Here is a 22103-nt window from a genome sequence, read left to right as displayed (position 1 = left end):
GCACGCGCGTCAAAGAGACTTCGCCGGCCGGTAGCGCGCGCTTGTTGCCTCATTCACCGCACTTCAATTATGCACGAAAGAACCAACACGTGGCCGGCACAACACCCCTCGTGCTTTGCGGCCGGCTCGCGGAACGCGAGTCGCAAAGCGCAATCAAAAAAGGCAAACTTAATGAGCTCACTGCCACCCTGCCCAAAATGCTCCTCCGAATTCACCTACGAGGATCGCAACCTCTACGTCTGCCCGGAGTGCGCGCACGAGTGGGATCCCCAATCGACCTCCGCGCGCGATGACGAGGACGCGAAGGTCTACCGGGACTCGGCGGGCAACACATTGCAAGACGGCGATACGATCATCGTCATCAAGGATCTGAAGCTGAAGGGCTCAAGCAAGGTCGTGAAAATGGGCACCAAGGTGAAGAACATCCGCCTTGTCGACAGCGATCACGATATCGACTGCAAGATCGACGGCATCGGCCCCATGAGCCTCAAGTCCGAGTTCGTCAAGAAGGCGTAGTCCTGCACGCGCCTTCTCACCGGCGCAACATCTAACGCGCCTTCCGGCCGGCTCGCCGGAGGCGAGTCGGAAGGCGCAATCAAAAAAGGAGGAACGATGCCCAAGAACACCATTTGCGTCTGGTACGACAAGGACGCCGAAGCCGCCGCACGCTTCTACGCCAAGACCTTCCCCGATAGCGCCGTCGGCGCCATCACCCGCGCGCCGGGCGACTACCCCGCGGGCAAGGAGGGTGACGTCCTGGTGGTCGAATTCACCGTCGCCGGCATCCCGTGCATCGGCCTCAACGGCGGCCCGGAGGTGAAGCACAACATAGCTTTCTCGTTTCAGATCGCGACCGACGATCAGGAGGAAACCGACCGCTATTGGAACGCCATCGTCGGCAACGGCGGCCAGGAGAGCGCGTGCGGCTGGTGCAGCGATAAATGGGGCGTCAACTGGCAGATCACGCCGCGCGTATTGATGGATGCTCTGGCGGCCGGCGGCGACGAAGCAAAACGCGCGTTCAAAGCGATGATGACCATGCGCAAGATCGACGTCGCCGCCATCGAGAAGGCCCGTCGGGGCTGAGCTCGCGCCACATCAAATGCCCACGGCGGCCGGCGCGCGGAACGCGTGTCGCCGTGGGCCAATCAAAAGCCTGTCGCCGTGGGCAAACCAAAAACTTAATACCCGCCGTTCTGTATATGGCGATGACTGCGGCCGCTCTGAAGGTCATGGCCACTGCTCGTGCCCCATCTGCGCAGCATCGCGCGATCGCGCGGCGACAAAGGCGATCCCGTTCGCGCCTTTGCGCGAGCCGCCTCCACACTGGAAATTGTATCCGCCTGAACCATTGGAGCGAAGAACGACGCCAAGATCAAAGCTGCGCCCGCAGCAGCTGTCCAATTCCTTTTCATGACTGAACTCCTTATCGCGTATCCGGCCGCAAGTCGTCAGGCCGGAGTGGATGCGCTTGTGTGCTCTTGATAGCGATGCCAACTCGAACGCCCCGCGACCGTTCCACCAAACGCCCACGGCGGCCGGCGCGCGGAACGCGTGTCGCCGTGGGCAAACAAAAAAAGCGGCGGACCGGAAGTCCGCCGCTCGTATCCGTGCAATTCGATGCAATTAGTAGTCGTACGGTCCGTAATATCCACGCGGACCAACGTACACGCTGACGCCCGGACCATCGTACCCGTAGCTGTAGTCGTAACCGCGATACCCGCGCCAGGAATCGTCGTTGCCGCCGTATCGGCGCAGCTGCTCGCGATCCTGCCGGTTCAAATATCGGCCCTGCCGTTCCTTCGCACGCGCGCCCTCGACGCCGGAAATCGAGTCCGCCTGCGCCATAGGGGCAACGAATGCCACCATCAATGCGGCCGCTGCCGCAGCCGTCCAATTCCGTTTCTTTGTTGCGCTCACTGGATCTCTCCGTCTGTTCGGTTAAGCAGGCGTTGACATGCCCGCGCATGCTGTTGGGAACGCGATGCGCGCGCCCCTGTTCCAGCCACACGGGCGGCGGAAAGACACATCAGCGATGCGGAACCGCTATCCCCCGGCATTCGCTCGCGAAAAGCGCTATGATTTGTCGTCGTACGATCAGTAGCCGCGCGTTCCGCGGCATGGCGACGGGCCCGGCGATACTCGAAATCACGGTCGCCGCCGCGCCAGGTGTCGTGCTGGCCATCAATGCGGCACCCGCCAAAAGCAGCCAATTCGATCTCAGCACTGAACTCCTTGTCGTATCTCTCGGCCACGGCTAATCAGGCGGGCTGAAATGCCTTCGCCAACCGTTTCTTCAATGCCATTTGGGCACCACTGGCGGAAAAGACAGTCCTAAGGGGGAGAACGACAATGACCGGATTAGCAAGCCGCTTCTTCGCATCCGCGCTGATTTACGCAGTGCTCGGCATGACGCTGGGTCTCATAATGGGCATGACGAAAGACCACACCCAAATGCCGACGCACGCGCACCTGCTCGTCGTCGGCTGGGTCAGCTTCGCGCTATTCGGATTTTTCTATCATCTCTTCCCCGCCGCAGCTAAGAGCCGCCTCGCAGCCGCGCATTTCTGGCTTGCCGAGGCGAGCCTGCTGATCATGCTCGCCGGCCTCGTGCAGATCTTCACGGGACGCGCCGAAGCCGGCGAGCCTTTCGCCGCTGCGGGGTCGGTTGGATTGTTGGCGTCGATGATCCTTTTCGCGATCGTCGCCTGGCCGTCCGTGCGCCGCGCCTGAAGGGTGGATCACTATTTTGCGTTCTCTTTCGCCTTCAGGCTGTTGAGGTAAGTCACGATCGAATTGACCTCATCCGCCTCGAAGGTGAATTCCGGCATGTCGGGATGCCCCGAGACGATGCCCTCGGCCAGCGATTCCTCGAGGTCTTCAACCGGATAGCGCTCGACAACGTCTCGGAACGGCGGCGCCTGCGGATGCGGACTGGCGCCCGTCAGTCCCAGCGCATGGCATCGCGCGCAATTCTTCTCGAGGATCGCCAGGCCTTTAGCGGCAGCGTCATCATCATCCGGCTGCGCGGCAAAGCCTGGCGACACCGCGGCGAGCGTGCCGAGCGCCATTACGATGATCCGGATGCAGTTGTAGAGATTTCCCATGCCTGCCCCCTTTGTTTGCCCCTCTGTCGGGTTGCGTTGCGCTTCGTCGAGGTGACCCTACCCGCGTCGCAACGGACACATATTGATTTTGGACAATCCATATAAGCACTCATCGCATATCCAAGGCCCTTTCTGGCATTACTGGTGTTCGAAATACCGTCGAACGATGTCGTTTTAACCGGCGCTAAACCAAACCCCGATCGGATCGGCCGTCAGCCGGGACAGCATGTGGCATTCCGAGCTATCGTCACAAAAAACGGGTGTTTCATGCGCGTCCTTTTCGCCTTCCTCGCAACGCTCGTCGCCTTGAATTGCACAGGCCCCGCGCTCGCCGAAGAGAACCTAAACACGATCCTCGATCCCATCCGCACCAAATACCAACTGCCGGCCCTCGCAGCCGCAGTGGTGAAGGACGGAAAACTCGTCGCGGCCGGCGCGGTCGGCGTCCGCGTTTCCGGCAGGGACGCGCCCGTGACGGTCGACGACCGCTTCCACCTCGGCTCCGACACCAAGGCCATGACGGCGACGCTCGCGGGCATGCTGGTCGATGAAGGCAAGCTCCGCTGGGACTCGACCATCAGCGAGGTGCTAGGCCCAGTCATCCCCGGTCTCAGGCCAAAATTTGGCGCCATCACGCTGCGCGAGCTTCTCTCGCACACAGGCGGCGTGGCGACGGACAACGAGGAGATCGGCAGGCTCTACTTCGACGCGGACGCGCACGACCACTCGCTCACCGATTGGCGCTTGCGAATGATCAAGGATTGGGGCTCGAAGCACGACCCAAGCTTTGGAAAGTCGGGCAAATTTCAGTACGCGAACCTCGGTTATGTCATCGCCGGGGCGATGATCGAGAAGGCTTCCGGCAAGCCTTGGGAACGGCTGATGTTCGAACGCATTTATATGCCGCTCGACCTCAAGACCGCCGGCCTTGGCGCGCAAGCGACGTTCGGCGAGTACGACGCTCCGGTCGGCCATCGCGTCGACGACAAAGGCAAGGTGACCCCATTCCCCTGGGGCCAACCGGCCGATCTCCCAAGTTCCCTCGGCCCCGCCGGGCTCGCGCACATGAGCATCAAGGATTTCGCGACCTGGGCCGGATGGAACGCAGGCGAAGGCAAGCGCGGACCGGCGCTCGTGAAACCGGAGACGCTGAAGCGCATCCATCAGCCGGTCGTCGACATGGAGATCAAGAACCCGAAGCCCGGCACGCCGAAGACTGGATCCTACGCACTTGGCTGGGGTCTGTCGAAGTTCGACTGGTCAGATAAACCGCTACTGACGCACAACGGCTCGAACGGCATGAACTTCGCGTCCGTCATTGTCGATGTCGATCGTGACTTGGCAATCGTTGTCGCGACCAATATCGCCGGCACCAGAGCCGACCCGGCCACGCTGGATGTGATGAAAACGCTCTATGCGAAATATACGCGAAGTATGTGAGGGATAGCATCGTGCAAAACGAAGGTAATCCCCCTAACGCGGACGAACATCCCGATCTAATATAGAATGCCGTTACGCATCGGCGGGCAGTCTCGCAATAATTTCCTCAGCCATCTCGGACCCACGCCATGTACCACCTTCCCTTCTGGCAGCGCCTTCTCATTACCGTCATCGCGATGCTGTTCGTGAGTTGGATTGCCGGCCGGGTGTGGCTCTCCATTCTCAACTTCCCGTTGCCGAGCTACATCGGAGGTTTCGTCGGGGGTCTAACGGCCCTGCCGGTATGGGAATTCCTGAAGCGGATTAGACCACGCGAGGCCTAGTGTGCAGTGGTCGATTTCCGCGAGGCGAACGCAGCCCCTCTTGCACACGGCGGGATTCGCGAAGCCGAATGGCCAACAAGGTTGCTTCGCGAAATGTTGCGGCGTGCGGCCAGCCACGGTCGCTAGACGCGACAGAGAACCGGGCCGCCGCGCGCCGGCAAAATTCCTAATCCCGAAGCACCGAGCGGATCTGATCCTCGTATTGCTTCACCGCGTCGAGCGCCCGCGCTTTCATCACGGGATCTGACCCCTCTTGCGTGGTGAAGCTTTCGATTGCCGCGCGCGCGTTGGATACGATCGTGGTGGCGGATGCCTGGGGGTTCATCTCGCGGCTGGCGATTTTCTGCAGCAGCTGCGTGAGGATGACGCCCGTGGCGAGCGACAGCCCCGAGAGCTCGGCGATCTCGCGCTTCAGGTCTGCAATCGCCGCGTTCGTAGTCGTGTTCTCCGCCATGACAATAAAGACTCCTGTTAGTGCCGGTTTCCGGGCGGTTGCTAATACGATTGGCTGCGAGCACGCAAGCGGAGTTGCAAGCCGCCGCGAAAACAATTTGAGGCGAAACGGCAAATAGGCCGGTCGGGCCCGAAATTCGCCACCAATCTCTCCAAAAGTGTCCATGCGCAAAACGGCATCAGCTATGGGGCGATATCAATGATCGAGCGAAAGCCGGCAAGCATCGGCCGCACGCTTTCCATCCCGCGCACGGCGACGATTGAAGGGGGCGTAGATTACCCTGGCCCCGTCGTCGTCGATGGGACCGTCCTTGGCGACGTTAATTGCCTCTCGCTCATTGTCACCGAACGCGGTGTGATCGAAGGAACGATCAAGTCCGAAGAGGTGACGGTGATGGGCGAGGTTACGGGCGAGATTTTCGCAAACCTGCTGACGCTCAAAGCCGCCTGCTCGGTCAACGCTGACATCGTGCACAAGCGGTTATTGCTGGAAAACGGTTCGTTCTTCGAAGGCAAATCGCGCCGCCACACCGACCCGCTGCGATTGCTATAGCGGCGCCAGCTGCCGCCCGGCTCCGCCAGACCTTTCTCGACCAGGGCCGAAGTCTGGGGCCAGCTGTCGCGCCGGGGAGTCGGCCGCTTCACACCCAACCTGTGAGCCGGCGGGTCCACAGACTAGGCGCTTCGCGACCGACACCGCGATGCGGCAACCGGCCAGCCAGACTAGAGCACGCGTGCGATGCGGGCCTCTGTTCCCCAGGTAACAGCGCGACCTCGCCCCGGAGCCGCTGCTCGCGTAATCTCCTGGATGACCCTAACCCGGGAGAGGTTTTCCGATCATGCCAACAGTTCTCGTTACCGGAACATCGTCCGGCTTCGGTCTAGTGACGGTTGTCGAGCTTGCAAAACGGGGCTGGGACGTCGTCGCCACCATGCGCGACCTCGCAAAACGGAACGAACTCGACCGTGCGCTGGCCGCCGCGGGAGCGAGCTCTAACGTCCGGATAGAGCAGCTGGACGTGACCGATCCGCAATCCATCGACCGCGCGGTCGCAAGCCTTAACCTCTCTGATCGCACTCTCGATGCCGTCGTCCAAAACGCCGGCGTCGCAGTCGGCGGCGTGTTCGAGGATCTGGATGAACAACACGTGCGCCATGTGATGGAGGTCAATTATTTCGGAGTTCTGGCGCTAACGAAGCGCTTGCTGCCGTCATTCCGCGCTCAGCGGCGCGGACGCATTGTCATCATCTCGAGCGAAGCTGCCTTCGCTGGCATGCCGGCGAACTCACCTTACACGGCATCCAAATGGGCGATCGAAGGCTGGGCGGAATCCCTCGCCTACGAGGTCGAGCATTTCAATATCGATATCATATTGGTCGAGCCCGGAGCGTACAAAACGAGCATCTGGGAAAGCTCGCCGCGCGTCCTGCCAAAGACGAGTCCTTACTTTCCCATGCTGCACCATCTCGAAGTTGAGGTTGACGCGCATGTCGCAAAAGCTGCACGGGACCCGATAGAGGTCGCCAAAGCGGTCGCCGATGCTCTTGAGACCAAGCGGCCCAAGTTTCGCTATGCAGTCGGGCCAACGGCGAAGTTCATGCACTTCGCGCGCGGCAAATTACCGAGCACGCTCGTGCGCAAAATCTTCAGCCGGTTCTTCTCATTGCATAAGGTGCGTTGGTGATCGGGGCGCAGCACACCGCCGCCCGCGACCAGAGGCGGCGGTCGCCGGATATCTCGAACAGGCTAATTATTGGTGCTCGCGCTTGTAAAGCTCGATGTCGGCCTGCGTGACTTCGCTCGACTTCCCGAGCGCATGAATGCAATCCTCGGTCAACATTTTGCGATGTTCCCGCATGCACTGTCTGGCGGCTTCCGTGCCGACTTTATGCTGGCTGCAATAGGCTGCGTAATCGGAACTGCACGCATCCTTGACAGCTTGGCTCACCGCGAAAGCACTACCGGACGACAAAGCAAGCATCACCGCCGCAAAAAATGCGAGCCTTTGCATCTTCCATCTTCCTTCAAAACTATTCCCCAGAGGCAACGCAAATGACGTGACGTTGTTCCGTGTTCAATAGCGACAAACAGAAACGCAACAGCGCAAGAAGGATGTCAATAAAATCGCACGCGTCAGACGCATGTTAGGAAACGACTGATGCATGAAGAATGCGCATATGCATGCATTGAAGTTTATCAAGATACAGCGAAGCACGCGCCGTTGAGCGATCGTGCATCGAAGTAGGCGGTCTCGCGCAGCTTCACACTTATCGGCGCGAAGAGAATTTCACTTCGAGCGAAGTTTGCGATCCGGCATCTCGACGATGTCTGCGGTCGGCAGGCGTGGCGAAACCTGATTTCGCCCGTTGCGCTTCGCTGCATATAGCGCCGTATCTGCAGCGGCAATGATGACGCCGACTCGGATCTCGCGGCTCACAACGGCTGACGCGACGCCCATGCTCACGGTTACGACTTCGCCCAAAGGCAACGCAGGATGCGGAATTGCTGCGTCTTCGATCGCGCACCGGATACGCTCCGAAATTCTGACGGCGGTGGCAAGATCAATGCCGCGCAGGACGAGAATGAATTCCTCCCCGCCGAACCGGAACGCCGCATCGACGTAATCGCGAAGCTCGCTCTGAATGATGCCGGCAACACGCTTCAGGCAAACATCGCCAGCCTGATGACCTGCGGTGTCGTTGAATGACTTGAAGTGGTCGATGTCGAGCAGCACGATAGCGAGTTCCAGCCCGGCAGACTTGCTCTGGTTGCAAGCTTCTATCACTTCGTCGAGCGAGCGGCGGTTGCGAAGGCCGGTCAACGGATCGCGGCGGGTCTCGAGGTCGAGATCGCGGCGCTGTAGACGTCCCCGCAGCGACAGAAGAAAGTTCATCCTCATTTCGCGTTCGAGCACGTACGAGGCAAAGATCGACAGGACGACGGCACAGGCGAAAACGGCATTCGACGAGATCTGATATTCGAGTGGATAGGCGGGAAGCATCGCCAAGGCTGTGGCATGGATCGCAAAGCACCCAAGACATGCCGCGACCGCGTACCAGAAGCGAACCCGCTCGACCATCGTCACGAAAAGCAGGATCAGGATGATGACTTGGTGCTGAGCGTCGTGATGCTGGCCGTGCCCAGCCAGCATCAAATAGAGGTTGCTACCCGCTCCAAGGATGACGGCGCCGCCTGCCACGATCAATTCGCGCACCGCGACCGGTGGATTGAGGTAAAGAGCCGCGACTATGAGCAATGCAATCGGCGTAACGACCCCGAAACGCACCCACACCGCCGTTTGAAACGTATCAGGCGCCGTCAGGCGGTCCGATATCAAAAACAAATTGTAAAGCAGGATGCCGAACATGCCGCCGATAGCGAGCTTCCGGCACCGCTCGGCAGCGCCTTCGCCTTCGAATGCAGCCTCGAGCCGCCGGGGGAACACCAGCAACGGAAAGCCAGAGTCGATCGTCCGCTCGACGATCGTCGAGTCGATGCCGGCTGGGATAGATTCGCCCGTCACTCGGTCCACCACACGCAAACTTTTCTCGTTTCATCAGCATGAGCAAAACCAACGTTATGACCGGCGCATTAATAGGAGGTACACAGATGAGATAAGCCTGGAGGCATGTGAGGCGTCGGCGCTGTCTTTTCAGAAACATCGGAACTTGGCTGAAGCCGGTTCAGAATCGGCCCGCCGACAGCGCCAAAAACTAATGATGCTTTTCAATATGTTGAGAATCCCAGCGCCGAGCTCCGCTCCGGCTTCCACGGCCGATTTCCACTTCTAGCTGTTCAGATTACATCGCCGTAACCGCAGGGTATTTTTGGAATAATGCTTGCGCGAAGCTTAAAGCAGTCAGCGAGCCACGGCTTCATCAACCGCTGCGTCGGAGGATTGCAACCGACGCCCCGCCGGCCTGACCATCAAAAGTAAAAGACCCGCTACCAGGATCATCCCGCTCGCAAACTGAAACGTTGCGCTGAACGGAACCTGCTGCTCCTTCAACCTGCCGCCGACGTACGTCATGACACCGCCCGCAGTCGTCCCGGCAAAGTTCAGCAGCCCGTAAGCCGTGGCTCGAAAGCGAAAATCGACGACCGTACACACCGCCGGCATCAGGTTCGCATCGAGAAACCCTTGCGACATGCCGGCAACGACGATGCAGCCGAGAATGACAGGAACGTATTCAACGGCCCCCATCAGAAACAGGCACGGCGCCGCTATGATAAAACCGATCGCCGGGACGAGAGAACGCGCTCGCACGTTCCAACCCGCCCACCAATCCGAAACGTTGCTCGCAATCAGCATTCCGAAGAATGCCGCGCCGTTGAACGTCATAGGACCATAGACGCCCGCCCATGCCGGATCGACACCGAGTTCGGCGCGGAAGAACTCCGCAAGCCAATTCCGTACCGGCCAATACGCGGCGCCATCGAGCACGTTCATCGCAAGGAGCAGCAGAAACCCCGGCGTCGACAACAGCGTCGAGAACGCGGCGCCACCCGCCGAACGAACGTCCACATCCTCTGCCGCCGTCGAATGCGCGCTCTCAGATGAAGCCGGGAAAATGATCGTCAGCAAAAGCGCGTATGCGACCCCGATGGCTCCGATAACGAGAAAGACAGCGCGCCAGCCGAACGCTTCCGCCATGAAGCCGCCGAGCCCCCCGAGCACCGATCCCGCGTAAACCCCGCTGAGATGTAAACCCGTTGCCCGGCTCCGTGTCGGTCCGCGGTGATATTCGACGATCAAGGCCACGGCGGCAGGCATGTAGAAGGCTTCGCTGATCCCGAGCGTCGCGCGGGCAAGAAGCATCCCTTCGAATGAGCTGACAAGACCGCTCGCAAACGTGGCGGCCGACCAGACGACGAGACTGGCCAGAATAACGGGCTTCTTGCCGACCCGGTCCGCAACGTAGCCCGCGACGGGCGAAAAGATGCCGTAGACCCAAAGAAAGACGGACGACAGCAGGCCGAATTTCTCGTCACCCAGGCGAAGATCGGCCTTGATCGGACCGGGCATCGTCACGACGAGCTGCCGGTCGAGATAATTGAGCAGCGCGACAGCCCACAGCATGCCGACAATCGCCCACGCTACGCGGCTTGCTTTTGCTGTCATTCCCCACGCCCAAGACCCCTGAGCGACTTACGCCGAAGCCGCCCTCACCGCAACCGGTAGCAGTTGTGGAAGACGCGCGGGGATCGCGTGACGTCATACCCGGCGAGGCATTGAACGAGATAATTTTCGTTGGGCTTCTTGAACAGAATGAAGGTCGACCGGTTGTCGAAATTGCTGGCGTAGCCCGCGATCTCCCAGCCCGACTTCAGCAGATCTTCAATGGATCCGGCGGATTCATCCGAGACGGCATCGGCGTAGGCTGCGGCACCGGACACGACCGGCGCGATCAGACTTCCCGCGATCAAAACGGCGCACGGCATCCGAGCAAGCATCGAACATCCTCCGGGCTAGGTCAGCCGTCGGAAGCAAAAACCGCGGACGAACCCCGGCCCCGGCCGCCCAGGGGTAGCATATTGAGGCCAAGCAATCCCGCGACCGCGGTCTGCCATGGGATCAATAGGACTGCACCGCTGTCATATGTATTCGTCATCGGCAACAACAAGCCGAGCACAGCTCCCGCCGCGACGATGCTGATGGATGCAAGCCTGGTTCGTAGCGAAGACACGTGAAATGCCGCTCCGGTCCAAGTGATCCCGGCGCCGACTGCACCCGCGACAAGGCCCGCTACATAAGACTTCAGCGCACTGGCCCCCGTCGCCTCGAACAACGGCCCATCGATCTGGATCGCGACGTTGACCGCTGCTTCCCACGCAATCCACGTTGTCAGAACGGAGGTGATCGCGCCGGCGACGGATGTCGGGCCGAAGCGCCAAACGCCAAACCCCACCACCAGGCCGAACCACAGTCCGGTGAGAACGAGGTATATGCCGGGATGCGGAGCCGCACCGTAATTGCCGCCGATCAGCTGGCTGCCGACCAGCCCGGACAACGATCCGAGAACAGATAGAATGAATGCGGGATGGCGGAGAAGCACTGACATGCAGAGCACTCGCGACGATGACAACGGATCGGATTGAACCGCGCCAGAATGGCTGGAGCATGGTCGAGAGAAGGCGCACGCCGTTCATTCAGCGCACTTGGTAACCTGGGAACAACCTTAATCGACTAGACGTTAGTTGGCTGCACTCATTCATTATTGCCACTGCAGTCAGCCACACCGGGAGAAGACCAATGAAAGTCGCCGCTCTTGGAATATGCATTGCCGCGTTGATGCTTGGAGCCTGCCGTCGCGAGACGCCGGAATACACACCGATGAAGCTCGGTGGACCAGCATCGGTTTCTCAAGACGCGCCGCAGCGCTAATCGCATTGAAATCGCATAGTGCAGCGCCGGCGCCACGCGTTCAGCGTATCGCCAGCGCTGCTTCACTTTGACTATTGAGACTGAGCCTGAGTCGAACGTACCCTTATCCCAACGTCTGAAGAAACTTTTCGAGGTCACGCACAAGTTGGATCGACAGCGGATTATTCGCTGCATCGATGAACGATTTGGAGCGATCATGACGGAAAAGACCGACGCTATCTTCCTCCTTGCTCTGCTCATCTTGACGATTGTCGGCTTGGCCGTTTCGTCGGCTACGCACGCGGACGACACAAGCTTCCCGACAGAATATACTCGCTGATCAAATCTTATTGCAGCGCATGACCGGAAGCGCGCACGATGCCCGCGCTTTGCCGTTAACCCGCACGACGAACGAACGATCTCAATCGTAAATATACGTGACCATGAACGTGCGGTCGGCCAGATTGGAACCGGCAGGCGGTATCGGATAGCTCGTCTGCTTGGCGGCGAACACCACGTCCTGACTGAGTGACGGATCCTTCGCGCCGGACAGCAACTTCACCTCAACCACGTTCCCAGTTTCCGAAAGCAGAATTCTGACCGTCACGCGGCCGAGTGCTCCTGTGAGCTGCGGCATCGTCTGCTGCAACGCGCGGATAACCGCCCGGGCAAATGCATCATTAAGCCCCGATCGCGTGATGCCGGGCGGGCGCTGGAATGCGGCTCCGCCTCCGCCCCCGAACGACGGCGCCGCCGGCGTCGAGAGATCGAGAGCTGCGAGGTTCTTCTTTTGCGGCTTCGCCGGCGGCTTGGATGCAGATTTGCTCGGCGTCGGCTTTTTGGTCTCGGGCTTGCTTTCGTGCTTAGCCTCCGGCTTCGGAGTCGGCTTGTCGTTGCTCTGCAGCTTCGACGGATCTTCCGTCTCGAGCGAGAAGAGTTCCGGAGGGATGCTTTCGGGACTTACTTCTTCCGGTTTCGCCGCAGCCTCTTGAGTGGGCTTCACCGGATCGGGCTCCGCTACCTCCTCCGGTACATCCGGAGGCGTCTCAGGCTGCGGCTTCTCCTGCTTTTGCGGTGGAGTGGGAGCTTCGGGCTGAGGCTCTTGCTTGGCGTCTTCCGGCTTCGGAGTTGGAACCGGCTGCGGCGGCGGCTGCGCTTCCTGCGTCGGCGCAGGCGGCCCCGGCGGAGGTGTAACGGGCTCCGCTACGGTGGCACGGCTCTTGAGATCGGCTTCCGTCACCACCGAAACGCTGATCGCATCGTCGGCGCCAGTCTCGCTGCCCAGACGCTTTGCGTCGCCATTGTGGGCGGCGCTTATGAAGAACGAAGCGTGTAGGAGCGCAGCGCACGCGAGTGCGATGTAGAAATTTCGCTCGCGGTTAGACGCGCCCGTGCCCCAGCGCGCGAAGCCCGCAATGGAAAGACCAGCCGTTTGCCCCACATCCTCGGCAGTCATGTTTTCTAAGTTTGTTCCCAACGGTAGCAAATTACTCTTCTTGCCCCGGCCCGAACCAGGAATGATAATTGATCGGCGGAAAAACGCCGAGATGGCATGTCCGCGATTATCTATGATGCGCCCCGAGGTCGCGGGAAAAACAGTTCCATCCAAACTAGGCGATTCGCTGGACCCGATGATTGACGCTCTTTACTACGAGAAAACGGCACGGGCCTCGCTCGATGCCCCGTAAAAGCGCAACTGGCAATATCCGCGCCGGTATCGGCGGTTGGACGTTCGAGCCTTGGCGCGGCGTGTTCTACCCCGATGGCCTTCCCCATTCACAAGAGCTGCCATACGCCAGCCACCATCTTGCCACGATTGAGGTCAACGGCACCTACTATCGCACGCAAAAACCGGCGACGTTCGCAAGCTGGGCCAAGGAAAGTCCCGATAATTTTGTCTTTTCCTTGAAAGGCCCCCGCTACACGACGAACCGCCGCGTCCTGGCGGAGGCGGGTGAATCGGTCTCGCGATTTATCGATTCCGGCATAACCGAACTCGGAGCGAAGCTCGGCCCCCTGCTCTGGCAATTCGCGCCGACGAAAAAGTTCGACGAAGCGGACTTCGCCGCCTTCCTCGATCTCCTCCCGGCGAAGGTCGGCGGACACAATTTGAAACATGTGGTCGAACCGCGCCACCCCTCGTTCTGCACGCCGGAGTTCATCGAACTTGCGCGGAAGAAGTCCGTCGCCATCGTCTTCGCCGATCATGCGACGTACCCCGCGATCGCCGACGTCACGGCCGATTTTGTTTACGCGCGCTTGCAGAAAGGCGACGACTCGATCCCGACGGCTTACAAGCCGAAGGCGCTCGGTCAGTGGGCCGAACGCGCAAAGGTCTGGGCATCCGGAAGCGTGCCGCAAGATATTCCGACGATCGATCCGAAGAACAAGCCTCCGCATAAATCGCGCGACGTCTTTGTCTACTTCATCCACGAAGGCAAAGTCCGCGCGCCGGCTGCGGCCATGGCCTTTCAAGAGCTGGTCTCGCCAGCAGGCAAAACAGGAAAGCCTCGCGCCTGATCCTTAGCGCCATTGGCCGTTCCTCAAGGAACAGGCAGCGTAATTGTCCTCCGGCCATAACCGCTTGCAGGCAGCTGAAGCTGCCGCCGTGGCGGGCCAGGAGATTACCCAATGCTCAGCAACTTCGAAGTCGCGCTTTATTCGTTTTCATTCATTCTGTTGCCGCTCGCGCTTTACTCGCTGGCGACCGGCTCGGCGCCGCCTGAAAACACCCGGCTCACAACGTACTACCGCGCCGAAAAGTACCTCGGTCCCACAGGAAACGTGATGCTCGTGGCGCTATGCGGAGCCAATCTCGCAAAGCTCGCCATGAATTTCGGTTTCATCCCTGAGGCGAGCCCGGATCTCGACGGACTGATAGCCACGCCGTTCATGATCCTGGTGGTCGCTTACTTGGCACTCTGGATCCGAGCGATACGCAAAGTTCGCCGTGCCGGACACGATGACACGCATGCCTAAACGGAAAGGTGCGTAAACGGAAAGAAATGCCCCCGAGCGTTTACTTCTTACCGGCGGCATCCGCCTCGTCGAGATTGAGGCAGACGGAGTTTATGCAATAGCGCTTGCCGCTCTCGGTCGGGCCGTCGTCAAAAACGTGGCCAAGATGCGAGCCGCAACGCGCACATGTGATCTCAGTGCGAACCATGCCGTGTGACGTGTCGGAATGATATTCGACCGCGCCCGGAAGCGCCTCGTCGAACGACGGCCAACCCGTACCGGAGTCGAATTTCGCGTCCGATGAGAAGAGCGGGTTTCCGCACGCCGCGCACGTAAACGTGCCGTCGCTGTCGACTTCCAGATACTCGCCTGTAAACGGCGGCTCCGTACCCTTTTCGCGCAGCACGCGATATTGTTCAGGCGACAGCCGCTTGCGCCACTCAGACTCATCCATCGGCATCGTTTTCTTATCCATGCGCCCTATATCGTCCAACCATTGTTGACCTTCAAGAGCATACGCTTGGACGCGGGCCGCCGCTACCGGCGGGCTCGCCAATCCGGCCGGCGTACATAGAATGGCCTGTCCGGAGGCGGTGGTGCGAAGCAGGGGCGCGAATAACAGCCGCTTGGCCAACCCCACCGGTCCATGAGGTCCGCATTTTCAGGCGTCAGTCGACCCGCGCGGTACTCCGCGCGTGCGTGCTCGACGTCGAAGATCGAATCCCCACTGGCAGCGGCATTCGAAAGCAGCACCGGAAGCACCAACGCAGTTGCAATACGAACAGCGGTCCTCATAGCTCACCCATTCACCTGGTTGTTTGTCAGCGAGAATGCCCCCTCGTTGCGAGCATCACAATGAATCTAGCCCGACCGCCGCAAGCCCCGCTGCCGCAAGCCGAAATATGGTGAGCAATTCGTTTCGCCGCAACCTAACAGGCGATGAAAACATCAGAATTGGCATAAGGCCGCCGGCGCCGAACATCGGCAAATGCCTCGCCTATGCCACGTTGAGGGAGCGAATCTGGTAAATAGGGAGAATAAATCCGGGGCTCCGTGGCGATCGCCGTGCCCCTTCGCCGAAACTCAAGAGGAGCACAAAATGTCGGACCGGACCCAACTTGCAATTGGACGCAATTCGATATCCGTACCCCGAATGACGAAACGGCTGGTCGAAGCCGTCATTGCAACGGGACTGACATCGCTGGTCGCGTTCGTCATTCTGGTATTGAACAATGTGCTGACGAACCGGGGCGGATGGCTCGAAGGGTTCGATGTCTGGCGCGCATTCATGCGTCAGCCGGCGATCCTGGGAACGATGTTCCTGACGGCGCTCGTGACCGTGATGTTCCTCACGTGGCAACGCGATCGCCTAACGAAGCGCTGAGACCCGCGCGCCAATCAAAAAATAAAAACGGCGAGATAAAATCTCGCCGTTGCCGTTTCAGGAGAACCGTTCGTCAAGAGACATTGCAGCGTTGATCACTTCTTCAGCGACGCGTTGCACTGGCTGTAATAGCCGCCGCCCTTCTGGATCCACTTGAGCCCACCGTTGCCGTTGTTCGCCTTGTTGGCCCTGTATTGATCGAGGCAGGTATGCATACGGGCCTTGCCCGCCGTCTCCTTGGAATATTTCGCGTCGATCGCCTTGGGGAAGATGGCAGCGCCAGCTGAGGCCGGAGCGGTCGTCTCGGTCTTGGCAGCAGGCTTCTCCTCGGTCGTTGCCGGAGCAGCCGCCTCACCCCCGGCGCATTCCTTCTTCCGGAATTCGTTCCAGGTCTCGCCGTTCAAAGTACCGGCAGACTTCGCTGCCTGGTACTTCACGCTGCATTCCTTCGTCGAAAGTGCAAAGCTCGGGCTCGCGCCCACGGCAACGAATGTCGCGAACACTGCTGCCGAAACAAGAAAGCGTGACGTCATCTGAATTCTCCTTGGACGGCGCGATGAAGAAGCCGGCCCGCAAAAAAACTATATCCCCGCCTAGCAGCAAAGACAAAGACAGGTGTTGCGCTTTCGCATGCCCGGCTACGATATAAACATTCGGCGATACTGCGGAAATGCGGATTCGGGTCTACTTACTAAAAAGTATAGGCATAGCCCTCATTTTCGGACGAAGAGAAACGGTTCGAGCCCGTACGGAGCCATTCCCTTACCGGCATAGGGATCAGGCGCGGAACACCATCAGCTTGCCGATACAATTAACGTGGAGGAAGCGATGTCCCTTGGGCGTCACAAAGGCCTGGGAACTCTGATCGGTGCGATAGCGGCGAGCATGTTCTGGGGGAGCATGTGCTGGGAAGCGGCTGCCGCCGAGCCTCCCGAGGACATCGTGGGCACCACCCGCGCAGCCGTTACGACCGCCCGCCTGACGCCGCGAGACACCGGATCCCGCTACGGTCAGGCGTTGGGCGCCGCTGAACTCTGCACAGGCGCGAAGGTGACGGACAAAGCGTCGGCGCTCCCCGCCCTCTATGCGGACGCCGAGCTCGATGAATTCAAGGCACAGCAGAAGAAGATCTACGACGCCTGGATCCGGGTTAAACATTGCGTCCGCGAGGATGATCCCAACCAGTGCAAGGTCATCATCGACGAAAGCTGCGCAGCAGCCTCGACGGAAATCGGCCCCAAGGGCACGGCCTTCCCGGGATTGCTGGAATTTTCCCGGCCTTGAGGGAGCTATCGCCGGAAGAGAACGTATGCGCTTTCGACAACGGCCCAGAGCGTCAGAACGGCAGCTAAGGCCGGGAGCGTGATATTGCCGAGCGCCGCTGTCGTCGACAGGCCGGACAGCCATGGCCCAAGGTCGACACCGAACGCAAAGCAAGCGTTTCTCGTCGCATCGTTGATCTCGCACCCGGCGACCAGCGCGAGGAGAGCGGCCCCGGCAATGCCGGCGAATGGCGCGAGAGCCAGCACCATCGAAAATGCGATCACGAACCAGCGAAAGCGGTGAAGCACGCGTCTCCCCTGAGGCCCAGGCAGAATCCCCCTCGTCACGCGCAATCTTGATCGGTCGGGCGAGCGTTGTGCATCGCGTCGGCGAAACGAGGTTAACGTCGCAAAGAGCCTGTCATTCATCCTCCCTATTGATCTGGCAGATTTCGCACCTTATGGCCTGCGGGATGAACAGGAGCGGGCTAAATGGCTGATTTATCATTGTTGAAAGTGGGCCTTGAAGGTTCGGCAAGTGCACTTGTCACTGAAGAACGCCTCGCAACGAAGGTGGGCAGCGGTGACGTCCCCGTCTTCGCAAGTCCAATGCTCATCGCCTTGATGGAAGCAGCATGCGTCGACTGTCTCGACGGGCATCTGCCGGATGATCACCAGAGCCTGGGCGTCCACCTCAACGTGACCCATTCCGCGCCCACCCCGATCGGTTTCACCGTTACAGCGAAGGCAACCTTGAAAGCAGTCGACGGACGCAAGCTGACCTTTGACGTCTCGGCCAGCGACGGCGTCGAACAGATTGGATCCGGAGTGCACACGCGAATCGTCGTCGACACCCCTCGCTTTATGGCGCGTCTCGCCGCCAAATCTCTGCCACGACGTTAGAGGAAGCCTGCAGCACTCGTCCGCTCGCGCTAGTCGTCTTGAGTGCGCCGCACGGCACCACCGGAGTTTCTGACTTATGCGATTGTTGCCAGCTCTCTTAGCCCTTGCCGCTTCGCTGGCCGTCGCGGGACAGGCCGCGGCTGCCGAGCCCTGCACCACGAAGGATTTCGCGACCGCAATCGACCAATCGGGAGCGAGCCTCAGAACTCTCACGCTTGAAGCGCAGCCTAAACTTCAAGAACGCATGCAACGCTATCGGGCCGCTCTCAACCTCAGCGATACCGATTACGAAAACGTGGCGCTGGACGCGATCCAGGACGCGACGCTCGATGAACTCGACCAGAAGAGCAGCGCGCTGTTACTGCGCGTGGATTCGCTCGGCCGCGTACCCGAAGGTGTGCAGCCCGATTGCGCGAAGCTGCAGGAATTGCACGCCGCCGCCGACGAGTTGAATACGGTCATCAAGAGCAAGTCCGACTACATGCTGAAGCGCCTCGATGAAAAGATCGCCGAGGCCCACCGAAACGCCCCACCCGCGAAGCCCGTCGCCTCGGCTGCGCCTGCCGCGCCTTCAAAGCCGGTTCAGAATGCGCCCCAAAGTCCGGCACCAACTGCGCCAAAGGCCAAAAAGAGCCCGCCGCCCGAAGTCGCTGCGAAAGCTGCTCCAGCGCCGTCAGAAGGCTGGACGGCGAGCACGAAGCACGATGATGCGAGAAGCCCGCCGGTCGTCGCCATGACGCAGCCGAATGAAGAACTGCCGTTCCCGCCCCCGGCACCCCTGCCTCCCGCGGAAGGCGGCTATACCATCGATGAAATTCGCGACGCGACGCGAGGCTTCTTCGGAACGGTGTCGACGAGCCTTGCGAGCGTCATCGAGCATGCCTTCAAACAATACGGACGTCCGACAGCTTACGTGCTCGGGATCGAGGGCGGCGGAGCATTCTTGGCTGGCCTCCGCTTCGGTCAGGGCAACCTTTTCATGCGCTCGCAGCCCGGCGTCAAAAAAGTCTATTGGCACGGTCCCTCCCTCGGCACCGACTTTGGCGCCTCCGGATCGCGGACGCTTTTCCTCATTTACAATATGGACGATCCGGCAGCGCTCTATCGCAACTTCACTGGGATCGACGGCTCGGCATATTTCGTCGGAGGCGTCGGACTGACTGTTCTCAAGGGCGGACCGGTCATCATGGCGCCGATCCGCTCCGGTGTCGGCATGCGCCTCGGCGCAAACGTCGGATACCTCGGCTTCACCGAAAAACCGACTTGGAACCCGTTCTGAGGTCCGCAAAAGAAAAGGCCCGGTGTTTCCGGGCCTTTTCTTTTTTGAGAGCTCGCATCGCCTATTAATAGGCGGATCCGTACGTGTTGTAATATTTTTTCTGCTTGGACGGGGCTTTATAGACGTACTGGCCGTTCTTCTGCCGATAGACCTTCGTCGGAACGCCATCGATGTAGACGTAGGCGTAACCCTTATGGTCTTTCTTTTTCACGGGCGGCGCGTCGTAGGATGAATCGGCGCTTCCCCAGCTGTTGCCCCAGAACCAACCGCCCTGGTTGCTATTTGCAACGTCGACTTCCCTGCGCGAGTCACGATCCCGGCGGCTTGCGATAGCCCCATCGCGCCAGTTCGGACGTCCGTGAACGCTGACGCGAGTCAACTGCAGGCCGTGGCGTTGAACGAGATTGTAGAAGGTCTTTGCATTCCCGGGCGCAAGCCGGATGCAGCCATGAGAAGCCGGAGCACCGAGCGAACGTACGTGTGACGTGCCATGCACGGCCACGCCGCCATTTATGAAAACCGCATGAGGCATCGGCGCATTATCGTATTTACGCGAATACCACATTTTGGAGGTCCATTCCGGGCGGAAGTTTCCGGTCGGAGTAGGAAATTGTGCGGTGCCTGACGAGATCGCCCAGGTGTAGCGCGGCTCGCCATTGACCGAAACCGTCATGGTTTGACGGCTGAGATCGACCGACGCGGTCAGCGTCGGCGGCAGCAAAGGCTGCGGCTTTGCAGCGACGGGCGCCGGCTGCTTTGCGGCTTCCGGAGCGGCGGCTTTGCTCGCGTCCCCGAAGAACGTCGTTGTGCCTGACTGGGTTTCGGTGGTCTTAGCTACCGGAGCGTCGGTTCCCGACGGCTCAGCGAGCACCCCGACCGAAGGAACAGCAGCGAAAACAATCGCCGCCAACATAAATGCCCGCAACATCACAACTCCCTACGCAATACGCGACAAGCTTCTTCACACTACGATAATATCCCGAAAGAGACTGAACGGTTAAGAAAATCGCGAATAGATCGCGTCTCATCAAGCTCGGAAATTCAAATAGATTACGAATGTGTTTCTTATATCGCGCTGAGCATTTCGCCTCTTATGCCCGCATTTAGCCGATAACGGCTTGAATCCCCTCCAATACTCAGTCGCGATTTTCTTTTTTGGAAGCGGTCTTTATTTTCTCATAGGCCTGTAACGCGCGAACGCGTGCATAGGCATGTTCGACGAGCGGCCGAGGATATGACTTTCCGAGCACAACCCCTGCCTGTGCCAGGCTCTCAGGCTTCGCCGTCCAAGGCTTATGAATTACATCGGCAGTTAAGCCCGCAAGCTCTGGCACCCAGCGCCGCACGTATTCGCCATTCGGGTCGAACTTCTCGCCCTGCAATACGGGATTGAAAATTCGGAAATACGGCGCTGCATCAGCCCCGCAGCCAGCAACCCACTGCCAGCTTGCGGAATTATTCGCGAGGTCGGCATCGACCAGCGTATCCCAAAACCACGCTTCCCCCGCTGTCCACGGAATAAGCAGATGTTTGACAAGAAATGACGCCACGATCATCCGCGCGCGATTGTGCATGTAGCCCGTGGCCCATAACTCACGCATTCCGGCGTCGACGATCGGATAGCCGGTTTTTCCGCGCTGCCACGCTCTCAATTGCCCAGCATCTCCAAGCCACGGAAATTCCGCAAATTCGGGGCGAAGCGGCTCCTCCGGCAATTTCGGAAAATGAAAAAGCAGCGAATACGAAAACTCGCGCCATACGAGTTCCCGCATAAATGTCTCGATCGATTGATCGTTCGCGCTCTTTCCGCGTGCTGCGTCGGCTGCCGCACGCCAGCAGGCGGCGGGCGAGATCTCTCCGAAAGCCAAATGCGGCGAGAGGCGCGACGTGCCGTCCTCATCGAGGCGATCGCGATCTATCGCGTAGGTCGCGAGCCCGGTTTTCGCAAATTCCGCCAGCCGGTCACGTGCTCCGCTTTCTCCCGGCTGCCACGTATCGCCGAGGCCCCGCGACCAATCGGGCTTCGTCGGAGAAAGTTGCCAATCGCGAAGATCGTCCGATTTCGGCGATCGCGAAGGTGCCTTGATCCGATCCGGCGCAGCCAAGGCTCTCGGCAGCGTCAGATCTTTCGTGAAAGCCCGCCAGAACGGCGTGAAGACCTGGTAAGGGCCGCCGGACTTAGTGCGCGTCTCTTCAGGCTGCCTCAGCAGGCGCCCGCCGTACCGCTTGAACGCGACGCCCATATCATCGAAAGCCGCCTTCAACTGATCTTCCAACGCAATCGTTGACGGCTCGTAGCTTCGCGAAAAATAGACAGCCGTCGCCCCGGTCTCTTCAACGACGCGCACGAGTTCGCGTGCGACGTCTCCACGACATAGGACCAGCTTTCCGCCGCAAGCGGCGATATCACGAGCGAATGCCTCGATTGTCTTACCGAGCCACCATCGCGACGCGCCGCCAAGCACCCACCGGCCGGGCGTTTCATCGTCGAGAACGTAGAGTGGAATAACCGGCGAACCGGACGCCACGGCCGCGGTCAACGCCGGATGATCGCGCAGCCGAAAGTCATTGCGAAGCCAGACGATGACGGGCGCGCTGCTCATTCATCCCGTCGCAATCTCGCCGTCCG

At 59.9% G+C, this 22103-nt stretch carries 30 protein-coding genes; 16 read left to right on the top strand and 14 right to left on the bottom strand.

Annotated features, from left to right (window positions below):
- The first annotated feature begins 171 nt into the window (after positions 1-171).
- Both K2Q04_RS04680 and K2Q04_RS04675 read left to right on the top strand, forming a co-directional pair.
- Positions 172-516, top strand: a complete 345-nt coding sequence (locus K2Q04_RS04680; RefSeq protein WP_291159963.1) for a zinc ribbon domain-containing protein YjdM — start codon at positions 172-174, stop codon at positions 514-516.
- Between the two features lie 96 nt (positions 517-612).
- The gene (locus K2Q04_RS04675; protein ID WP_291159960.1) at positions 613-1086 is read left to right on the top strand and encodes a VOC family protein; all 474 of its coding nucleotides are present in this window, start codon (positions 613-615) and stop codon (positions 1084-1086) included.
- Positions 1087-1626: 540 nt separating this feature from the next.
- Here K2Q04_RS04675 and K2Q04_RS04670 read toward each other — a convergent pair.
- A complete protein-coding gene (locus K2Q04_RS04670) occupies positions 1627-1920 on the bottom strand; it encodes a hypothetical protein (protein WP_291159957.1) in 294 nt (97 codons plus the stop codon).
- 158 nt (positions 1921-2078) lie between these two features.
- Between K2Q04_RS04670 and K2Q04_RS04665 the strand changes: the two genes are divergently transcribed.
- Together K2Q04_RS04665 and K2Q04_RS04660 are read left to right on the top strand one after the other, a co-directional pair.
- Entirely contained in the window at positions 2079-2261 is a 183-nt protein-coding gene (locus K2Q04_RS04665) for a hypothetical protein (protein WP_291159954.1), read from the top strand.
- Positions 2262-2352: 91 nt separating this feature from the next.
- Positions 2353-2733 (top strand): hypothetical protein, encoded by a 381-nt coding sequence (locus tag K2Q04_RS04660; protein ID WP_291159951.1) that lies wholly within the window; start codon positions 2353-2355, stop codon positions 2731-2733.
- Between the two features lie 11 nt (positions 2734-2744).
- Here K2Q04_RS04660 and K2Q04_RS04655 read toward each other — a convergent pair whose 3' ends face one another.
- Positions 2745-3071 (bottom strand): cytochrome c, encoded by a 327-nt coding sequence (locus K2Q04_RS04655; RefSeq protein WP_291159944.1) that lies wholly within the window; start codon positions 3069-3071, stop codon positions 2745-2747.
- A 303-nt stretch (positions 3072-3374) separates the two neighbouring features.
- Here K2Q04_RS04655 and K2Q04_RS04650 point away from each other — a divergent pair, with 303 nt between their 5' ends.
- Together K2Q04_RS04650 and K2Q04_RS04645 are read left to right on the top strand one after the other, a co-directional pair.
- On the top strand, positions 3375-4547 hold the full coding sequence (locus K2Q04_RS04650; RefSeq protein WP_291159934.1) for a serine hydrolase: 1173 nt from the start codon (positions 3375-3377) through the stop codon (positions 4545-4547).
- Between the two features lie 128 nt (positions 4548-4675).
- Positions 4676-4870 (top strand): hypothetical protein, encoded by a 195-nt coding sequence (locus K2Q04_RS04645; protein WP_291159931.1) that lies wholly within the window; start codon positions 4676-4678, stop codon positions 4868-4870.
- A 166-nt stretch (positions 4871-5036) separates the two neighbouring features.
- Here K2Q04_RS04645 and K2Q04_RS04640 read toward each other — a convergent pair whose 3' ends face one another.
- The gene (locus tag K2Q04_RS04640) at positions 5037-5324 is read right to left on the bottom strand and encodes a hypothetical protein (protein ID WP_291159928.1); all 288 of its coding nucleotides are present in this window, start codon (positions 5322-5324) and stop codon (positions 5037-5039) included.
- A gap of 198 nt (positions 5325-5522) precedes the next feature.
- On the opposite strand from K2Q04_RS04640, the gene K2Q04_RS04635 reads away from it, so the two are divergent.
- Both K2Q04_RS04635 and K2Q04_RS04630 read left to right on the top strand, forming a co-directional pair.
- Positions 5523-5876, top strand: coding sequence for a polymer-forming cytoskeletal protein (locus K2Q04_RS04635; RefSeq protein ID WP_291159925.1), 354 nt, complete (start codon positions 5523-5525; stop codon positions 5874-5876).
- A gap of 286 nt (positions 5877-6162) precedes the next feature.
- Positions 6163-7008 carry an SDR family NAD(P)-dependent oxidoreductase gene (locus tag K2Q04_RS04630; RefSeq protein ID WP_291159922.1) on the top strand — a complete coding sequence of 282 codons (846 nt, stop codon included), beginning with the start codon at positions 6163-6165 and terminating at the stop codon, positions 7006-7008.
- A gap of 66 nt (positions 7009-7074) precedes the next feature.
- Here the strand turns inward: K2Q04_RS04630 and K2Q04_RS04625 are convergent, their stop codons facing one another.
- From K2Q04_RS04625 to K2Q04_RS04605, 5 genes are all read right to left on the bottom strand, one after another.
- Entirely contained in the window at positions 7075-7335 is a 261-nt protein-coding gene (locus K2Q04_RS04625) for a hypothetical protein (RefSeq protein ID WP_291159919.1), read from the bottom strand.
- A 276-nt stretch (positions 7336-7611) separates the two neighbouring features.
- A complete protein-coding gene (locus tag K2Q04_RS04620; protein ID WP_291159917.1) occupies positions 7612-8847 on the bottom strand; it encodes a diguanylate cyclase in 1236 nt (411 codons plus the stop codon).
- Positions 8848-9183: 336 nt separating this feature from the next.
- Positions 9184-10446, bottom strand: a complete 1263-nt coding sequence (locus K2Q04_RS04615) for an MFS transporter (RefSeq protein ID WP_291159914.1) — start codon at positions 10444-10446, stop codon at positions 9184-9186.
- A 44-nt stretch (positions 10447-10490) separates the two neighbouring features.
- On the bottom strand, positions 10491-10778 hold the full coding sequence (locus K2Q04_RS04610) for a hypothetical protein (protein WP_291159911.1): 288 nt from the start codon (positions 10776-10778) through the stop codon (positions 10491-10493).
- Between the two features lie 20 nt (positions 10779-10798).
- Positions 10799-11386 carry a hypothetical protein gene (locus K2Q04_RS04605; protein WP_291159908.1) on the bottom strand — a complete coding sequence of 196 codons (588 nt, stop codon included), beginning with the start codon at positions 11384-11386 and terminating at the stop codon, positions 10799-10801.
- A 191-nt stretch (positions 11387-11577) separates the two neighbouring features.
- On the opposite strand from K2Q04_RS04605, the gene K2Q04_RS04600 reads away from it, so the two are divergent.
- Positions 11578-11709 carry a hypothetical protein gene (locus K2Q04_RS04600; RefSeq protein ID WP_280140530.1) on the top strand — a complete coding sequence of 44 codons (132 nt, stop codon included), beginning with the start codon at positions 11578-11580 and terminating at the stop codon, positions 11707-11709.
- A 196-nt stretch (positions 11710-11905) separates the two neighbouring features.
- Entirely contained in the window at positions 11906-12028 is a 123-nt protein-coding gene (locus K2Q04_RS04595) for a hypothetical protein (RefSeq protein WP_291159903.1), read from the top strand.
- Positions 12029-12109: 81 nt separating this feature from the next.
- Here K2Q04_RS04595 and K2Q04_RS04590 read toward each other — a convergent pair whose 3' ends face one another.
- The gene (locus tag K2Q04_RS04590; RefSeq protein ID WP_291159900.1) at positions 12110-13144 is read right to left on the bottom strand and encodes an energy transducer TonB; all 1035 of its coding nucleotides are present in this window, start codon (positions 13142-13144) and stop codon (positions 12110-12112) included.
- 221 nt (positions 13145-13365) lie between these two features.
- Here K2Q04_RS04590 and K2Q04_RS04585 point away from each other — a divergent pair, with 221 nt between their 5' ends.
- Positions 13366-14208 carry a DUF72 domain-containing protein gene (locus K2Q04_RS04585; protein ID WP_291159897.1) on the top strand — a complete coding sequence of 281 codons (843 nt, stop codon included), beginning with the start codon at positions 13366-13368 and terminating at the stop codon, positions 14206-14208.
- Between the two features lie 111 nt (positions 14209-14319).
- Positions 14320-14667 carry a hypothetical protein gene (locus K2Q04_RS04580; protein ID WP_291159894.1) on the top strand — a complete coding sequence of 116 codons (348 nt, stop codon included), beginning with the start codon at positions 14320-14322 and terminating at the stop codon, positions 14665-14667.
- Positions 14668-14707: 40 nt separating this feature from the next.
- On the opposite strand, the gene msrB is transcribed toward K2Q04_RS04580, so the two are convergent.
- Positions 14708-15121: a peptide-methionine (R)-S-oxide reductase MsrB gene (gene msrB / locus K2Q04_RS04575; protein WP_291159891.1), complete on the bottom strand. Its 414-nt coding sequence runs from the start codon at positions 15119-15121 to the stop codon at positions 14708-14710.
- 624 nt (positions 15122-15745) lie between these two features.
- Between msrB and K2Q04_RS04570 the strand changes: the two genes are divergently transcribed.
- A complete protein-coding gene (locus K2Q04_RS04570; protein WP_045836711.1) occupies positions 15746-16030 on the top strand; it encodes a hypothetical protein in 285 nt (94 codons plus the stop codon).
- Positions 16031-16125: 95 nt separating this feature from the next.
- Here the strand turns inward: K2Q04_RS04570 and K2Q04_RS04565 are convergent, their stop codons facing one another.
- Positions 16126-16563 (bottom strand): hypothetical protein, encoded by a 438-nt coding sequence (locus K2Q04_RS04565; RefSeq protein WP_291159886.1) that lies wholly within the window; start codon positions 16561-16563, stop codon positions 16126-16128.
- A gap of 295 nt (positions 16564-16858) precedes the next feature.
- Here K2Q04_RS04565 and K2Q04_RS04560 point away from each other — a divergent pair, with 295 nt between their 5' ends.
- Entirely contained in the window at positions 16859-17314 is a 456-nt protein-coding gene (locus tag K2Q04_RS04560) for a hypothetical protein (protein ID WP_291159883.1), read from the top strand.
- Positions 17315-17319: 5 nt separating this feature from the next.
- Here the strand turns inward: K2Q04_RS04560 and K2Q04_RS04555 are convergent, their stop codons facing one another.
- Positions 17320-17601: a hypothetical protein gene (locus K2Q04_RS04555; protein ID WP_291159881.1), complete on the bottom strand. Its 282-nt coding sequence runs from the start codon at positions 17599-17601 to the stop codon at positions 17320-17322.
- 183 nt (positions 17602-17784) lie between these two features.
- Between K2Q04_RS04555 and K2Q04_RS04550 the strand changes: the two genes are divergently transcribed.
- Both K2Q04_RS04550 and K2Q04_RS04545 read left to right on the top strand, forming a co-directional pair.
- Positions 17785-18195 carry a thioesterase family protein gene (locus tag K2Q04_RS04550; RefSeq protein ID WP_291159878.1) on the top strand — a complete coding sequence of 137 codons (411 nt, stop codon included), beginning with the start codon at positions 17785-17787 and terminating at the stop codon, positions 18193-18195.
- A 76-nt stretch (positions 18196-18271) separates the two neighbouring features.
- On the top strand, positions 18272-19474 hold the full coding sequence (locus K2Q04_RS04545; protein WP_291159875.1) for a DUF1134 domain-containing protein: 1203 nt from the start codon (positions 18272-18274) through the stop codon (positions 19472-19474).
- 64 nt (positions 19475-19538) lie between these two features.
- Here K2Q04_RS04545 and K2Q04_RS04540 read toward each other — a convergent pair whose 3' ends face one another.
- Both K2Q04_RS04540 and K2Q04_RS04535 read right to left on the bottom strand, forming a co-directional pair.
- The gene (locus K2Q04_RS04540; RefSeq protein WP_291159872.1) at positions 19539-20402 is read right to left on the bottom strand and encodes a L,D-transpeptidase; all 864 of its coding nucleotides are present in this window, start codon (positions 20400-20402) and stop codon (positions 19539-19541) included.
- A 208-nt stretch (positions 20403-20610) separates the two neighbouring features.
- On the bottom strand, positions 20611-22077 hold the full coding sequence (locus K2Q04_RS04535) for a deoxyribodipyrimidine photo-lyase (protein ID WP_291159870.1): 1467 nt from the start codon (positions 22075-22077) through the stop codon (positions 20611-20613).
- Positions 22078-22103 lie beyond the last annotated feature (26 nt).

The sequence above is a fragment of the Hyphomicrobium sp. genome (assembly GCF_019753045.1).
Lineage (GTDB): Bacteria > Pseudomonadota > Alphaproteobacteria > Rhizobiales > Hyphomicrobiaceae > Hyphomicrobium_B.
The sequence above is the reverse complement of the archived record's forward strand: the minus strand, read 5'-3'. Positions and strand labels throughout refer to the sequence as shown.

Bases quoted from the DNA above. Each gene is read 5' to 3' on its own strand.
- K2Q04_RS04680 (WP_291159963.1), top strand. From the start codon at position 172: ATGAGCTCACTGCCACCCTGCCCAAAATGCTCCTCCGAATTCACCTAC.
- K2Q04_RS04675 (WP_291159960.1), top strand. From the start codon at position 613: ATGCCCAAGAACACCATTTGCGTCTGGTACGACAAGGACGCCGAAGCC.
- K2Q04_RS04665 (WP_291159954.1), top strand. From the start codon at position 2,079: ATGATTTGTCGTCGTACGATCAGTAGCCGCGCGTTCCGCGGCATGGCG.
- K2Q04_RS04660 (WP_291159951.1), top strand. From the start codon at position 2,353: ATGACCGGATTAGCAAGCCGCTTCTTCGCATCCGCGCTGATTTACGCA.
- K2Q04_RS04655 (WP_291159944.1), bottom strand. From the start codon at position 3,071: ATGGCGCTCGGCACGCTCGCCGCGGTGTCGCCAGGCTTTGCCGCGCAG.
- K2Q04_RS04650 (WP_291159934.1), top strand. From the start codon at position 3,375: ATGCGCGTCCTTTTCGCCTTCCTCGCAACGCTCGTCGCCTTGAATTGC.
- K2Q04_RS04645 (WP_291159931.1), top strand. From the start codon at position 4,676: ATGTACCACCTTCCCTTCTGGCAGCGCCTTCTCATTACCGTCATCGCG.
- K2Q04_RS04640 (WP_291159928.1), bottom strand. From the start codon at position 5,324: ATGGCGGAGAACACGACTACGAACGCGGCGATTGCAGACCTGAAGCGC.
- K2Q04_RS04635 (WP_291159925.1), top strand. From the start codon at position 5,523: ATGATCGAGCGAAAGCCGGCAAGCATCGGCCGCACGCTTTCCATCCCG.
- K2Q04_RS04630 (WP_291159922.1), top strand. From the start codon at position 6,163: ATGCCAACAGTTCTCGTTACCGGAACATCGTCCGGCTTCGGTCTAGTG.
- K2Q04_RS04625 (WP_291159919.1), bottom strand. From the start codon at position 7,335: ATGCAAAGGCTCGCATTTTTTGCGGCGGTGATGCTTGCTTTGTCGTCC.
- K2Q04_RS04615 (WP_291159914.1), bottom strand. From the start codon at position 10,446: ATGACAGCAAAAGCAAGCCGCGTAGCGTGGGCGATTGTCGGCATGCTG.
- K2Q04_RS04610 (WP_291159911.1), bottom strand. From the start codon at position 10,778: ATGCTTGCTCGGATGCCGTGCGCCGTTTTGATCGCGGGAAGTCTGATC.
- K2Q04_RS04605 (WP_291159908.1), bottom strand. From the start codon at position 11,386: ATGTCAGTGCTTCTCCGCCATCCCGCATTCATTCTATCTGTTCTCGGA.
- K2Q04_RS04600 (WP_280140530.1), top strand. From the start codon at position 11,578: ATGAAAGTCGCCGCTCTTGGAATATGCATTGCCGCGTTGATGCTTGGA.
- K2Q04_RS04595 (WP_291159903.1), top strand. From the start codon at position 11,906: ATGACGGAAAAGACCGACGCTATCTTCCTCCTTGCTCTGCTCATCTTG.
- K2Q04_RS04590 (WP_291159900.1), bottom strand. From the start codon at position 13,144: ATGACTGCCGAGGATGTGGGGCAAACGGCTGGTCTTTCCATTGCGGGC.
- K2Q04_RS04585 (WP_291159897.1), top strand. From the start codon at position 13,366: ATGCCCCGTAAAAGCGCAACTGGCAATATCCGCGCCGGTATCGGCGGT.
- K2Q04_RS04580 (WP_291159894.1), top strand. From the start codon at position 14,320: ATGCTCAGCAACTTCGAAGTCGCGCTTTATTCGTTTTCATTCATTCTG.
- msrB (WP_291159891.1), bottom strand. From the start codon at position 15,121: ATGGATAAGAAAACGATGCCGATGGATGAGTCTGAGTGGCGCAAGCGG.
- K2Q04_RS04570 (WP_045836711.1), top strand. From the start codon at position 15,746: ATGTCGGACCGGACCCAACTTGCAATTGGACGCAATTCGATATCCGTA.
- K2Q04_RS04565 (WP_291159886.1), bottom strand. From the start codon at position 16,563: ATGACGTCACGCTTTCTTGTTTCGGCAGCAGTGTTCGCGACATTCGTT.
- K2Q04_RS04560 (WP_291159883.1), top strand. From the start codon at position 16,859: ATGTCCCTTGGGCGTCACAAAGGCCTGGGAACTCTGATCGGTGCGATA.
- K2Q04_RS04550 (WP_291159878.1), top strand. From the start codon at position 17,785: ATGGCTGATTTATCATTGTTGAAAGTGGGCCTTGAAGGTTCGGCAAGT.
- K2Q04_RS04545 (WP_291159875.1), top strand. From the start codon at position 18,272: ATGCGATTGTTGCCAGCTCTCTTAGCCCTTGCCGCTTCGCTGGCCGTC.
- K2Q04_RS04540 (WP_291159872.1), bottom strand. From the start codon at position 20,402: ATGTTGCGGGCATTTATGTTGGCGGCGATTGTTTTCGCTGCTGTTCCT.
- K2Q04_RS04535 (WP_291159870.1), bottom strand. From the start codon at position 22,077: ATGAGCAGCGCGCCCGTCATCGTCTGGCTTCGCAATGACTTTCGGCTG.